A 13,480-nucleotide genomic window follows, 5' to 3' on the forward strand; every position below is an offset into this window, starting at 1 on the left:
ATCCGATGACGGCCAAAGACGCTCCGATCCTTACCATCCGCACCCGGGCCGACCTGCGAACATGGCTGGCCGCAAATCACGCCACCCACGGCTCGGTCTGGCTTGCCACATACAAGAAACACCACCCCGACTACCTCGCCTATGAACCGGTGGTGGAAGAACTCCTGTGTTGGGGCTGGATCGATTCTGTCACCCGCACGCTTGACGCCGACCTCTCCATGATCCTGATTTCACGACGAAATCCGAAATCCGCTTGGTCCGCCATCAACAAGGCTCATGTCCTCCGCGCCCGCGCCTCGGGCGCCATGACGGCGGCGGGCGAAGCCCTCATCACCACAGCACAAGCAAACGGCATGTGGGCCTTTCTTGACGATGTCGAACGGCTGGAGGTGCCGCCCGACCTCGCCACTGCGCTTGAACTGTCCGGCACCACAGTCTTCTGGACCGCCCTTCCCCGCAGCATAAAGCGTGGCACGCTGGAATGGCTGAAAACCGCCAAAACATTGGAAACGCGCGAAAAACGGATCGCAGACATCACCGGATCGGCCGCGCAGAATCTCAGGCCCAGCCCCTTCCGCCGCTAATCCACGCGCTCCACCCGCAGCTGAAAGCAATTGTTCCGCGCCGATCGGACATGCACGAATTCCACCCGCGCATCCGCCAGCAGCTCCGCCGCCCGTTCCGCAATACGCCCGGTCGGAACAACACCGCCCGTACCATAGACGATCCTCTCATCCGCCCCATAACCGCGAAGGATGTAATCCGGCGACGCCAGTATCTCCGGCACCTCCACCCCATCCCCCGCCGCGCAGGCATCGGCACACAGAAAGATCGGCCCCGTCTCGGCATAGGGCTGCAGCGCGCCAAAGGGCCGATGCGCCAGCACCAGCAGCCCCGCCCCTTTCGGGATCATCCGCAGGCAATGCCGGCACGGGTTCCCACCCCCATCAGACACTTGCCGCTCGGGCAAAAGCCCATAGGAATCTGCACCCCCCGCCTGATAGGCGCGGGCAATTTCGGTCGGTATCGGAACAAATCGCAGCATCGGTGAACCCTCCTTGGTCCACCCACCCTGCCCGTCAGGCCGCCATCAATCGACCCGATCCTTGCGCTTTCAGGGGCGCGTCAGCATTCGCCCCAGCGGCGCGCCGCCCACGATATGCAGGTGGTAATGCGGCACTTCCTGCCCGCCATCCCCGCCCGCATTGGTGATGCCGCGATACCCCGTACCGCCATCGCCAAGGCTTACCCCCAGCATGGCGCAGACACTGGCCGCCGTGCGGTGAAAATCCACGATCTCGGCATCGCTGGCATCCGCACAGAAATGATCAAAGGTCACATAGGGCCCCTTCGGGATCACCAGCACATGATGCGGCGCCTGCGGGTTGATGTCGTGAAAGGCCAGCGTGTGCTCAGTCTCGATCAGCGTCTTGTTCGGAATCTCGCCGCGCAGGATCCGGGCAAAGATATTGGTCGCGTCATAGGTATGGGCCATAGCTCTCAATCCACGAAAAGATGCCCTGTCGCCGCGATCTCACGCGCCTTTTCGACAGGAATATCAAGGAACTCTGCCAAGGGCAGGGTGTTTTCATCCACGCTCGCACTTTGCCGGATGCGATGGAACCCGGCAAAGTTGGCGTCCCGCAGCCGGTCGCTTTCAAACTTCACGTCATAGCGGATCGTGGGCAGCAGCCGGTCAATGGTTTCCTTGGGCGTCTTGTCCCCCGCCAGACCCACCCGCCGCGCATGGCCCACCAGATAATCATCCGTGAAATCGCATTCGATTTCCAACAGCCGCACCTGCGCCTTGTCGTTATAGAAATCCTGCATCAGGTCCACATTGGCCGGATCGATGCAGAACAAAAGCCGGTCCGATTGCCAGTAATCAAACAGCATCCGGACCAGCGCGCGCCGATGCCGCGTCCGCTTTTCCAGCGTCGTCTGGATGCCGCCCAGATCAGGCAGCGGGGTGGATCCTTCATTGAACAGGTAATCCATCGCGGGCAGGTTGGTCACATCGCGTACCCGCTCTACCAACCGCTTGGCGACGTGCCATTTCTTGCAGGTCACCATCATCAGCGTGCGTTCCCGCCCCAGCGACGATTCCCGCTCCCAGAAACGCGGCGCAAAGCGGCGGCCCACCCGCCCCCGCCCGGTCAGGAACCGGAACAGGCTGCGCCCTTCGTTCGATATGGTGAACTGCACGCCCTTGGCGGCATAAAGCTTGCCCAACCGCTCCTTCAGATCATCGGCGTCGGGCGAAATCTTGCGCGCGAACAGGTAATCCTGACTGACCAGCAAATCATAATGGTCGTTGTAGAATGTCAGCGGCATCCCGTAATCGGTGAACATCAGAAAGGTCAGCGTCCGCGTGCGGATCTCGGCCTCGGGCACCAGATGGCGCACCAGCGTCTGAAAGAACGTCTCGTCCGGAATCCACGTCGTGCGGAAGAACCGCATCACATCGCGCCGCTGATCGCAGAAATCCAGCACCCACTCCACAGTGCGCCGCCGCAGACACCACCACTGGCTGCCAATCTGCATCTGGATATCCGCCGGCACCTGCCGCGCCAGACCCAGCTTCTGCTGCACCTGCATCGACCCGTAGAACAGCTTCTTATGCGTGCGTTCATTGAACCAGTGCCGATAGATCAGCCGCTCTTCCTTGATCCCGGTCTTGATCCAGTCCGAGGTAAAGAAATCAAAGCTTTCGATGTAATCGACCTCGTCCCGGTCAAGGAAAGCATGGGCGAATTCTGCCGATTTGATCGGCATGCAATCCCCCGACAGCATGTAGAAATGCGTGGCCCGCGGAAAGGCATCCACCGCCGCCCGCACCGCCAGCAGCGTCGCCTCCACCAGGCTCCACGCGCCCCAGCCGCATTTGATGCGCTTGCGGGCAAAGGTCACCGCGTCATTGGCCGCCAGCGCCGCGCGGATCTTGTCGAACGCCTCGCGCGGCGCGCGCGCGTCGAAATGTATGGCGACGAAATCCCCAGCCGCCGTCAGACGCTGCGCCTGCGCGATGATGCCATCGGGATCCTTGTGGCACAAAAGAATGTAGGCGATTTTGGCCATGGGATCCGGACTGATACGGTGCGCTAAGTGTCACTGAGTGCACAAATAACGTCAACGGTCATTGAATAAACAGCTTTTCTTTGCTTTTTTGTGGCCATTGGGTCAAGGGCACGTCAGATCGCCCGGCGTTGGAGGCAGTTTCTACATGGGTTTTCCCGGCACCTGGATGACCGAAAGCGAAAGCGTCGTGTACCGCGTGGTGCCGAAATGCGCCTGTTCGTCCATCGGTCAGATCATGTTCTATTCCGATCACGGCCGCTTCTTCGATGGCGACATCCATGACAGCACCACAGGCCTGCACAAATGGGCGCAAGAAGACAGCCAGCGCCTGATCGAGGCCAATGTAAAGGGCCACAAATCCTTTGCCTTCACCTGCGTGCGCAACCCCTATACCCGCATCCTGTCGTCGTTCTTCGACAAGATCTGTGGCATCCAGCGCAACGGAAAACGCTATCGCGGCAACCTCGTGCCTTTGCTTGTGCAGAAATACGGGGTCGAGGTCGGCGGGGATGACGGCAAGCAGGAATTCGACCAGATCGCCAGCTTCCGCCGCTTTCTGCTCTTCGCCCGCGACACCATCCGCTTCAAGAAACCGATGGAGCCGGACATCCACTGGTCTGCCATGTCAGGCCATATCTCGACCTTCATCGTGAATGGCGGGCGCTATGACCACATCTTCTTCACCGAGAAATTCGATGAAGGCATGCAGGTCGTGCTCGACAGCATCAAGACCAAGCACAAGATCAACCTCAAGAAGATCCCCCGGTTCAACGAAAGCGAAGGCCACGGCCCCAAACGCCTTCACCCGGTCGAGGCCTATTTCGACGACCTGTCGCATCACCTGATGTGGGAAATCTACAAGCGCGATTTCCAACTGTTCAAATACGATTTCGACGATCCGTCGAACAAGATGCCCAAGGGCCAGGTCGATCTGGACGAGGTTCACGCCAAGCTGGGCGACTGATCCGCCAAGACCCGCCCCCCGGGGGTTTTCCACCCCCGGACCCCCGGAGGGTACTTTTCCAGAGAAGATAGGGCATTTCAGCAAGGAATGTCCGGCACCCCGACGGGGGATCGCTCCAGCCGCGGGGTGCCGTCTCTCCTCTGGCGGTCATCGGCTTCCCAGCCTGTACCGCAAGGCACATCTTCTCAGGCAAAGATTACGAAATCCTTAGCCCGCTTTGCGGAACCGAAGCTGATTTCTTCTCTGCCCAAATATCCAAATCCGACAGTGCCACAAGCATCGCGGTCGGACCCTGTTCCGCGGCAGCGGCGGCGCGCGAAGGCTTGGCCCCCTTGGGCCAGGCCCGAGCAAGCCGCCCCCCCGGCCTAGATCAGGCCTTCCGCGCGGAACAGCGCCTTCAGGTCCGTCTCGGGCCGCGCGCCGAAATGGCTGATGACCTCTGCCGCCGCCACGCAGCCCATCCGTCCGCTCACCGCAAGCGGTTGATCCGTCGCCAGACCGAAAAGGAACCCCGCCGCGAACTGGTCGCCGGCACCCGTCGCATCCACCGGCACCACGCGGCGGACGGGCACTGTCACCGTCTCATCCCCGCGCACCAGAATGACCTCATCCCCAGACCGGGTGCAGACCACCACCCCCGCATCCGCCGCCGCCTGTTCCAGCGCCGCCGACAGGTCGGTCTGATAGAGCGACGCCCACTCATGTTCGTTGCCGATGACGTAGTCCAGTTCCTTCACCAGACGCCGGAAATCATCGCGGTGGCGGTCCACGCAGAACGGGTCCGACAAGGCGATCCCGGCCAACCCGCCCGCGTTCTGGCACAGCTTCGCCGCGCGTTCAAAGGCCTGCTTTCCCTTGGGCTTGTCGTACAGATAGCCCTCAAGGAACAGCAGCGTCGCCGCCCCCGCCACATCATCCGACACGTCCTCCGGCCCAAGCTCCGACGAAATCCCCAGATAGGTATTCATCGACCGCTCCCCATCCGGCGAGACAAAGATCATCGACCGCGAGGTCGGCAATTCACCCCCCGCGACCGGCGGATTGGGAAAGGCCGTCCCGCCATCGGTCATGCTCTGCGCATAGAACTGCCCCAGTGCATCATCATGCACACGCCCGATAAAGGCCGTCCGCAGGCCCAGATTGCCCAGCCCCGCAATGGTATTGGCAACCGACCCGCCGGGTGCCTGCACCCGCTCTTTCATCGCGGCATAGAGCAGCTCGCCCCGCTCGCGTTCCACCAGCTGCATGATGCCCTTTTCGATGCCCATCATCTCGATGAAGCTGTCATCCGCCTGGTTGAACACATCGACGATGGCATTGCCGATGCCCACGACATCATAGGTCTTCATTCGGTCTTTTCCTCATACATACAAAGATCGCGGATCGGGCAGATGCCGCATTTGGGTTTGCGCGCCACGCAGATATAGCGGCCATGCAGGATCATCCAGTGATGGGCGTGCAGCTGAAACTCGGCCGGGACATGGTCCTCGATGGCCCGCTCGACCGCGGTTTCATCCTTGCCGGGCGCTATGCCGCTGCGGTTGCCAAGGCGAAAGATATGCGTGTCCACCGCCTGCGCCGGTTGCTTGAACCACATGTTCAGCACCACATTCGCCGTCTTGCGTCCCACACCTGGCAGCGATTGCAACGCCGCGCGCGAGGATGGCACCTCGCCGCCATATTCCTCGATCAGGATGCGGCTCAGCTTGATGACGTTCTTCGCCTTGTTGCGGAACAGGCCGATGGTCTTGATGTAACCGATCAGCCCGTCTTCGCCCAAAGCCAGCATCTTTTCCGGACTGTCGGCCACGGCAAACAGCCCGCGTGTCGCCTTGTTCACGCCCACATCGGTGGCCTGCGCCGACAGCGCCACCGCCACCAGCAGGGTAAAGGCATTCACATGCTCCAACTCGCCTTCCGGCGCTGCATCCAGCGCGTGAAAGCGGGTGAAGATTTCCTTCATCGCGGCATAGGGAAGCTGCTTGGCCATCGCCCCGCCATAAGCGACCGCGCCGCAGCGGGCAAGTCAGGATGCGCAGATTCCGGGTCGCCTGTCGCCGCCCGCGCGCCTAGATTGCCGCTACAGGAGACAGCGATGCCCGATCTTACCGACCATCAATCCCCCAGCTATCATTACGCCGTCATCGCCCGCGCGCTGCAGGTGATCGACGCGGCCGGTCCATCCCTGACGCTCGACGATCTCGCCGCGCAGATGGACATGTCGCCCGCCCATTTCCAGCGCGTCTTTTCTCAATGGGTCGGCATCTCGCCCAAGCGGTATCAGCAGTATCTGGCGCTCGGCCATGCCCGGCAGATGCTGGCTGAACGGTTCACCGTGCTGGATACGGCGCTGTCCACCGGCCTGTCCGGCACAGGCCGCCTGCATGACCTGTTCCTGCGCTGGGAGGCGATGAGCCCCGGCGAATTCGCGCGGGGTGGTGAGGGGCTGACAATCCGCGAAGGCTGGTTCGACACCCCCTTCGGCCCTGCCATCGTCATGGGCACCGACAAGGGGATCTGCGGCATGGGCTTTGCCACCGACATGGGGGCCGAGGCCGCCGTCGAAGACCTGCGTCGCCGCTGGCCCAAGGCCACCTACATCACTGATCCTGAAACGCTGTCCCCTTGGGTCCACTCCGCCTTCGGCATAGCCGACCAGACTGAAATTCCCATCCACCTCATCGGCGCGCCGTTCCAGATCAAGGTCTGGGAGGCGTTGCTGTCCGTTCCCACAGGCCATGTCACCACCTATTCGCAACTGGCAGGCGCTGTGGGCCACCCAAAGGCCGTGCGCGCCGTGGGCACCGCCGTGGGGCGCAACCCGATCAGTTTCCTCATCCCCTGCCACCGCGCTCTGCGCAAATCGGGCGAACTTGGCGGCTATCACTGGGGCCTGCCCGTCAAGCGCGCGATCCTCGCCTGGGAATCTGCCCGCACCGGAATGTGATGCGCGGAATGTCGCCGCAGCGGGGGCTGTGCTATCCTGCGCGTGTACAGACTGGTATAAGAACATCCGGCACCCGCACCTGCGGGCGATATAGATCAAGGCGACAAAATGACCTTCAAGACCCCCCTCATCCTTTCCGCATTCGCCGTTCTGGCGCTCACCGCCTGCGTCCCGGCCGATCCCTATGCCACCCAGACCACCCCGCAGATGGGCCCCCGCGCCCAGTCGGGTGCGCTGATCGGTGCCATGGCTGGCGGCCTTCTCGGCTCGCAAAGCAGCGATGACCGCGTGCTGAAAACCGCCGTTGGCGCAGGCATTGGTGCCATCGTCGGCGGTGCCATCGGCACCACGCTGGACCAGCAGGCCGCCGAACTGCGCGGCATCAACGGCCAGTTCAACGTCACCAACATGGGTGACTACCTTGTCGTGAACATGCCGCAGGACGTTCTTTTCGCTGTCGACAGCGCCTCGCTGCGCCCCGACCTCGCCAGCGACATCCAGTCTGTCGCCCAGAACCTGCTGCGCTATCCCAACAGCCAGATCCAGATCATCGGCCACACCGACAACACCGGTTCGGCCAGCTACAATCAGGATCTGTCGCAGCGCCGCGCTGTTTCGGTCGCGTCCGTGCTGCGCAACAGCGGCGTGCCCTCGGCCCGCGTCACGGCCTTTGGCCGGGGCGAGGATCAGCCCATCGCCTCGAACCTCACGCCCGAAGGGCGCGCGCAGAACCGTCGCGTGGAAATCATCATCCGCCCGACCCGCTGATCGCGCATTCCACACCGTCAAAGGCCGGGCACACTGCCCGGCCTTTTTCATTGTGGCCCCCCGGCTTTGGTCATAAATTCCGACCAATCCTTGGGGGTGCCATGCCGTTCCACAAAGTCCGCCCCGAAAAGCTGTCGCAGACCGTGATCCGGCAGATCGAACTTCTGATCTTGCGCGGCATCCTGCGCCCCGGCGAACGCCTGCCTTCCGAACGCGAATTGTCGGAACGGATGGATGTCTCGCGCCCTTCGCTGCGCGAAGCCGTGGGTGACCTTCAGGATCGCGGCCTTCTGGTCGCACGCCCCAACGCGGGCATCTACGTGGCCGATGTCCTGGGTTCTGCCTTTGCCCCCGCGCTGGTGGACCTCTTCTCCCGCCATGACGAAGCGGTGTTCGACTACATCGCCTTTCGCCGCGATATGGAAGGTCTGGCCGCCGAACGCGCGGCCCGCCTCGCCTCAGACACCGATCTCATGGTCATCAACGCCATCTACGCCAAGATGGAAGCCGCCCATGGCAAACGCGACCCGTCGGATGAGGCGGCGCTGGACGCCGAATTTCACATGGCCATCATCGAGGCCAGCCATAACGTCGTCATGCTGCATATGATGCGGTCAATGTTCGACCTGCTTCGTCAGGGCGTGTTCTACAATCGCCAGATGATGTTCAAGGCCCGCACCACGCGCGAGGCGCTCTTGGATCAGCACCGCGCCATCAACGCCGCCCTGCAAGCCCGCGATCCCGCCGCCGCCCGCAGCGCGATAGAGGCCCACCTCACCTATGTCGAAACGGCACTGAACGAACAGATCCGCGCCGAACGCAACGAATCCATTGCCCGCCAAAGGCTGGAACACGAACAAGGCCGGTAGCGGCCCATGAAAAAACCCGGCGCAAGGCCGGGTTCCTTCCATTCCAATTGACCCGCCGGATCAGTGCAGCTTGGCTTCCACCTGCGCAATCGCCGCGTCGATAGAGGCAGAGGTACCCTCTGCCGTCATCTGCTTGGCCAGCACATCGCCCGCAGCCGCAACCGCCACCGCAATCGCCTGCTCGCGCACTGCGCGAATGGCCGATGCTTCGGCCGAAGCGATCTGATCCTCGGCCGCCGCCATCCGCCGCGCGATCGACGCCTGCAGATCGGCCTTGGCCTGCTCTGCCGCGTTCATCGCCTCTTCCTTGGCGTTTGCAACGATCCGCTCGGATTGCTCCTGCACATCCTTTTGCTTGCGCTCATAGGATGCCAGCAGCGCCTTGGCTTCGTCACGCAGGCTGCGCGCCTCTTCCAGTTCCGCCTTGATCTGCGCCGCGCGGCTGTCCAGCAGCCCCACGATCTTGCCCGGCACCTTGTACTTCAGCAGGATGCCGATAAAGACGAGGAAACCGATGCTCACCACGAAATCGGTGTTGCTCAGCGAAAAGAACGGCTTGCCCGCCGCCGCAAAGGCCGGGGTGGCAGACAGCGCCAGAAATGCCAGAAGCGTTCTCATCGCCATCACCCTTTCAGCCGTGCGGTCACAGCCGCGGTCACCGACCGCGCATCCGCCTTGCCGCCCAGCGCATTGACCAGTTCCTTGGCGGTATCCTTCGCCACTTCGGTCACGGCCTCCAGCGCCCCGGCACGAATTTCGCCGATCCGCTTTTCCGATTCCGCCGACCGCGCCGCGATCTCGGCATCGGCCCGCGCCGTTGCGGCATCCAGATCCTTCTGGATGTCGGCCCGCGCCTCAGCCACAATCTTTGCAGCCTCCGCACGCGCCCGCGTCAACGCATCCTGATAGGCTTTCTCGGCTTCCACCGCCTTGGCCTTCAGTTCTTCCGCTGCCGTCAGGTCATTCGTGATCGTGCCCTTGCGCTCGGCCAGAACCCCGCCAATCCGGGGCAGCGCGATACGCGACAGGACGAAATAGATCGCGATCAGCGCGACGACCAACCAGAAGATCTGGTTCGGCATCCACTCCACGCACAGCTGCGGCATCCCAATGGCACTGCCATTGGCATCCACGCAGGCTCCGATCACATCGGCAGTCGATTCAGTTGCCATCTTGTCCTCCGTCGGACCCTTTGAACTTCGAAGGGCCGCCGGTTCCCCGGCGTGCCCCCCAATAAGGATACGAAGTCAGATCAGACGGCGAACATCAGCAGAAGTGCCACGAGGAACGCGAAGATCCCCAGAGCTTCTGCAAAGGCCAGACCGATGAACAGGGTCGCGGTCTGCGAACCGGCTGCCGACGGGTTGCGCAGGGCGCCCGCCAGGAAGTTCGCGGCCACGTTGCCCACACCGACAGCGGCCACGCCCGACCCGATGGCGGCGAGGCCGGCACCGATGAACTGACCCATGCTTGCGATATCGCCTTCCATGATTTTCTCCTTAGATGGAATGCTGTTGATTAGAACCGACAGGCGCCTCAGTGGCCGGGATGCAGGGCATCCCGCAGATAGACGCAGGTCAGGATGGTAAAGACATAGGCCTGGATAAAGGCGACCAGCACCTCAAGCCCATAGATCGCGACGATGGCCAGGATCGACACCGGTGCCAGGGCAACCACCCCGGCAAAAGCGGCGAACACCTTGATCACCGTATGGCCGGCCATGATGTTGCCCGCCAGTCGGATGGAATGGCTGACCGGACGCACAAAGTAGGAAATGACCTCGATCACCGCGATGATCGGGCGCAGCACCAGCGGCGCCTCGGACATCCAGAACAGGCCAAGGAAATGCGCCCCGTTCTTGACGAAACCCAGCACCGTCACGGCGATGAACACGCCAAAGCCCAGAACCGCCGTCGCCGCGATATGCGACGTGGGGCTATAGGACATCGGGATCAGCGCCAGATAGTTCGTCATCATGATGAAGACGAACAGCGTAAAGATCTTGGGGAAATACTTCGCGCCATCCGGCCCGGCGATATCTTCCACCATCTTGTAGATAAACCCGTAGGCCAGCTCTGCGATGGATTGCACCCGCGTCGGAATGATCGCCCGCCCGCGCGTGCCCATCACGAACAGCGCCACCGTGCACAGCACCGCAATGCCCAGCCACAGCGTCACGTTCGTGGGCGTGTACCATTCCACCGGACCATCGCCGAACAGCGGCTTGACGATGAACTGGTCCATCGGGTGAAACACCAGACCGCCTTCGCTATGCGCCTCTTCCGCCACGTCAGTCGTCCCCTTCTTCGGCGGCCTCGGCCGCCTTGCGTTCCTGCACCTCTTTCGCCGATCTCAGCATGGTTTTCACACCCGCCGCGAGACCCGCGAAAATGAACAGCACCATGAAGATGGGCAGCGTTCCAAACAGAACATCCAGCCCGTATCCGATGCCGAAGCCGATCCCCAGACCGGCCACAAGTTCCACCACCATCCGCCATGCCAGATTGGCCTGCGAATACTGGCTGTCCTGATGGCGCTTGGCGGGTCCTTCGACCACGCCCTTCACCTTGGCGATCCTTTCCTCAAGCGCCCGCAGACGCTCGCGATCAGGGTCTTCAGCCATGGTTGGGTGCCCCCAGAACAGTCGGGGGATAACTACGGAGGGGGGGTGCCTGAGTCAAGCACCGAAATCCCGCCAAAACCCTGCCCCAACAATCTGTTTTCAATGCATAATTTTCCGGCGCCACAAGCCAAGCCACCCCCCGGTGCCCCACATCCTGCCCTATCAGCATATTCAACCAAACGGTTGACGATCCCACCCCCGCCCCCCAAACATGCCGCATGACCAGCCCCGCGCCCCATCCGCTCGACACCGTCTTCGCCGCGCTGGCCGATCCCACGCGCCGCGCCATCCTGACGATGCTGCTGGAGGATGACATGGCCGTCACCGATGTGGCCCATCCCTTTGCCATGTCGCTGGCCGCGATCTCAAAGCACCTTGCCGTGCTGGCCGATGCCGGCCTGATCACGCAGGAAAAACGCGGCCGCGTGAAATGGTGCAAGCTGGAGCCCGATGCCCTGCGCGCGGCATCGGTCTGGATGCAGGGCTTCGGCCAGTTCGACCCGGTCGATCTGGATGCCTTCGAACGCTTCCTCGCCTCCGAACTCCCCGAAGACAGCGAAATCTGACGCAGATTTCGCGCCGGAGTTTGACGCAAACTCCGCCCCCAACCCAAAGGCATGACGCCCATCAGCGATTTCTGCGTGCAGAAATCGTCGCGAAATCTGCGTCAGATTTCGCCCCCCTCAAGCAAACCGCCCCTTATGGGCTTCCCGCAGCAGGTTCTTCTGCACCTTCCCCATCGTGTTGCGCGGCAGGCTGTCCACCACAACCGCGCCCTTGGGCTGCTTGAATCGCGCCAGTTTGTCCGCAATCGCCGCCAGCACCGCCTCCGGCTCCAGCACCGCGCCCGGCTTCGCCACCAGCACGGCAAAGACCGCCTCGCCGAAATCCGGATGCGGCAGCCCGATCACCGCGCTTTCCGCTACCCCCGGCACCTCATCCAGCAACAATTCCACCTCCTTGGGGTACACATTATACCCCCCGGTGATCACCAGATCCTTCGCCCGCCCCACGATATGCACATAGCCATCGGCATCGCGCTTCCCCAGATCGCCGGTGATGAACCACCCGTCCGGGCGCAGCTCTTCGCGCGTCTTCTCGGGCATCTGCCAATAGCCCTGAAACACGTTCGGCCCCCGCACCTCGATCATCCCCACCTCTTCGGGGCCAACCTCCTGCCCTTCGGCCAGAATGCGCAGCTCCACCCCCGGCAGCGGGAAACCCACCGTCCCCGCCCGCCGTTCCCCGTCATAGGGGTTCGAGGTGTTCATGTTCGTCTCGGTCATCCCATAGCGTTCCAGAATGCGGTGCCCCGTCCGCGCCTCCCAGTCCACATGCGTCTCCGCCAGCAGCGGGGCCGACCCGGACACGAACAGCCGCATATGCGCCACCAGCGCGCGGTCCAGCCGCGCATCCTCCAGCAGGCGGGTATAGAAGGTCGGCACCCCCATCATCACCGTGGCCTCCGGCAGCAGCCGCAGCACCGCGCCGGCTTCGAATCCCGGCAGAAAGATCATCGCCCCGCCCGACAGCAGCGATACGTTGGACGCCACGAACAGCCCATGCGTATGGAAAATCGGCAGCGCATGCAGCAGCACGTCCCGATCCGTGAACCGCCATTCCCGCACCAAGACCTCGGCATTCGACAACAGGTTGCGATGCGTCAGCATCGCCCCCTTCGACCGCCCGGTCGTCCCCGACGTATAAAGAAACGCCGCCAGATCCTCCGCCCCGCATTCGGCCACCTGCACCTGATCCGCCGCCCCCGCTGCCAGATCGGCCAGCTCCCCCGACCCATCCGCGTTCAGCGTCACCAACCGCGCCCCATGCGCCGCCGCCACCGGGGCCATCACCCCCGCCTTGCCGCCATCACAGACAAAGACGCGCGGCGTCGCATTGCCCAGAAAATAGCCCACCTCTTCCGCAGTATAGGCCGTGTTCAGCGGCAGGAAGATCGCCCCCATCGCCACCGCCGCGCCATAGATCGCCAAAGCCTCGGGTGTCTTGGCCACCTGCGCGGCGATCCGGTCGCCCTTGCCCAACCCCAGCGCCCGCAGCGCATTCGCCTGCCGCGCCACCATCCGCAGGAACGCATCCCCGCTGATCGTCCGCCCATCCGCCAGGATCAGAAGCGGCGTCCCGCGCCCCACCAAAGGTGCGAAAAGCGCGTCAAACAGCATGTTTTTCATCGGTCTTCCCCCATTTCACACGTCATGGCACAGGGCTTGCAC

The 13,480-nt window shown here is 62.8% G+C and carries 17 protein-coding genes; 6 read left to right on the forward strand and 11 right to left on the reverse strand.

All coding sequences use genetic code 11. From position 1 onward, the window contains the following. The first annotated feature begins 5 nt into the window (after positions 1-5). Positions 6-584 carry a YdeI/OmpD-associated family protein gene (locus RSE12_19085; GenBank protein WRH62439.1) on the forward strand — a complete coding sequence of 193 codons (579 nt, stop codon included), beginning with the start codon at positions 6-8 and terminating at the stop codon, positions 582-584. Here the strand turns inward: RSE12_19085 and RSE12_19090 are convergent. The 3 genes from RSE12_19090 to RSE12_19100 form a co-directional block, all read right to left on the reverse strand. Beyond that, positions 581-1,045 (reverse strand): DUF1203 domain-containing protein, encoded by a 465-nt coding sequence (locus tag RSE12_19090; GenBank protein WRH62440.1) that lies wholly within the window; start codon positions 1,043-1,045, stop codon positions 581-583. The genes RSE12_19085 and RSE12_19090 overlap by 4 nt on opposite strands. A gap of 69 nt (positions 1,046-1,114) precedes the next feature. After that, the gene (locus RSE12_19095; protein WRH62441.1) at positions 1,115-1,495 is read right to left on the reverse strand and encodes an HIT domain-containing protein; all 381 of its coding nucleotides are present in this window, start codon (positions 1,493-1,495) and stop codon (positions 1,115-1,117) included. Positions 1,496-1,500: 5 nt separating this feature from the next. Continuing rightward, on the reverse strand, positions 1,501-3,078 hold the full coding sequence (locus RSE12_19100; protein ID WRH62442.1) for a DUF5928 domain-containing protein: 1,578 nt from the start codon (positions 3,076-3,078) through the stop codon (positions 1,501-1,503). A 145-nt stretch (positions 3,079-3,223) separates the two neighbouring features. Between RSE12_19100 and RSE12_19105 the strand changes: the two genes are divergently transcribed. Next, positions 3,224-4,042, forward strand: a complete 819-nt coding sequence (locus RSE12_19105; GenBank protein WRH62443.1) for a sulfotransferase family protein — start codon at positions 3,224-3,226, stop codon at positions 4,040-4,042. Between the two features lie 365 nt (positions 4,043-4,407). Here the strand turns inward: RSE12_19105 and RSE12_19110 are convergent, their stop codons facing one another. Further along, positions 4,408-5,391, reverse strand: coding sequence for an adenosine kinase (locus RSE12_19110; protein ID WRH62444.1), 984 nt, complete (start codon positions 5,389-5,391; stop codon positions 4,408-4,410). Then, positions 5,388-6,032 (reverse strand): endonuclease III, encoded by a 645-nt coding sequence (nth, locus tag RSE12_19115; GenBank protein WRH62445.1) that lies wholly within the window; start codon positions 6,030-6,032, stop codon positions 5,388-5,390. The genes RSE12_19110 and nth overlap by 4 nt, the downstream gene beginning before the upstream one ends. Before the next feature lie 105 nt (positions 6,033-6,137). Between nth and RSE12_19120 the strand changes: the two genes are divergently transcribed. The 3 genes from RSE12_19120 (at position 6,138) to RSE12_19130 (ending at position 8,626) form a co-directional block, all read left to right on the forward strand. Then, positions 6,138-6,989, forward strand: a complete 852-nt coding sequence (locus tag RSE12_19120) for a bifunctional helix-turn-helix domain-containing protein/methylated-DNA--[protein]-cysteine S-methyltransferase (GenBank protein ID WRH62446.1) — start codon at positions 6,138-6,140, stop codon at positions 6,987-6,989. Positions 6,990-7,097: 108 nt separating this feature from the next. Next, entirely contained in the window at positions 7,098-7,757 is a 660-nt protein-coding gene (locus RSE12_19125) for an OmpA family protein (protein ID WRH62447.1), read from the forward strand. Positions 7,758-7,858: 101 nt separating this feature from the next. Next, positions 7,859-8,626: an FCD domain-containing protein gene (locus tag RSE12_19130; protein WRH62448.1), complete on the forward strand. Its 768-nt coding sequence runs from the start codon at positions 7,859-7,861 to the stop codon at positions 8,624-8,626. Positions 8,627-8,686: 60 nt separating this feature from the next. Here the strand turns inward: RSE12_19130 and RSE12_19135 are convergent, their stop codons facing one another. The 5 genes from RSE12_19135 to RSE12_19155 all read right to left on the reverse strand — a co-directional run bounded on the left by RSE12_19135 (position 8,687) and on the right by RSE12_19155 (position 11,249). After that, on the reverse strand, positions 8,687-9,244 hold the full coding sequence (locus RSE12_19135) for a F0F1 ATP synthase subunit B (GenBank protein WRH62449.1): 558 nt from the start codon (positions 9,242-9,244) through the stop codon (positions 8,687-8,689). A 5-nt stretch (positions 9,245-9,249) separates the two neighbouring features. Further along, entirely contained in the window at positions 9,250-9,798 is a 549-nt protein-coding gene (locus tag RSE12_19140) for a F0F1 ATP synthase subunit B' (protein ID WRH62450.1), read from the reverse strand. An 80-nt stretch (positions 9,799-9,878) separates the two neighbouring features. Further along, positions 9,879-10,115 (reverse strand): F0F1 ATP synthase subunit C, encoded by a 237-nt coding sequence (locus RSE12_19145; protein WRH62451.1) that lies wholly within the window; start codon positions 10,113-10,115, stop codon positions 9,879-9,881. Between the two features lie 47 nt (positions 10,116-10,162). After that, entirely contained in the window at positions 10,163-10,915 is a 753-nt protein-coding gene (locus RSE12_19150; protein ID WRH62452.1) for a F0F1 ATP synthase subunit A, read from the reverse strand. Between the two features lies 1 nt (position 10,916). Continuing rightward, positions 10,917-11,249: an AtpZ/AtpI family protein gene (locus RSE12_19155; GenBank protein ID WRH62453.1), complete on the reverse strand. Its 333-nt coding sequence runs from the start codon at positions 11,247-11,249 to the stop codon at positions 10,917-10,919. A gap of 218 nt (positions 11,250-11,467) precedes the next feature. Between RSE12_19155 and RSE12_19160 the strand changes: the two genes are divergently transcribed. Continuing rightward, positions 11,468-11,815: a metalloregulator ArsR/SmtB family transcription factor gene (locus RSE12_19160; protein WRH62454.1), complete on the forward strand. Its 348-nt coding sequence runs from the start codon at positions 11,468-11,470 to the stop codon at positions 11,813-11,815. 117 nt (positions 11,816-11,932) lie between these two features. On the opposite strand, the gene RSE12_19165 is transcribed toward RSE12_19160, so the two are convergent. Beyond that, on the reverse strand, positions 11,933-13,438 hold the full coding sequence (locus RSE12_19165) for a malonyl-CoA synthase (GenBank protein WRH62455.1): 1,506 nt from the start codon (positions 13,436-13,438) through the stop codon (positions 11,933-11,935). Positions 13,439-13,480 lie beyond the last annotated feature (42 nt).

The sequence above is a fragment of the Fuscovulum sp. genome, from assembly GCA_035192965.1.
Lineage (GTDB): Bacteria > Pseudomonadota > Alphaproteobacteria > Rhodobacterales > Rhodobacteraceae > Paragemmobacter.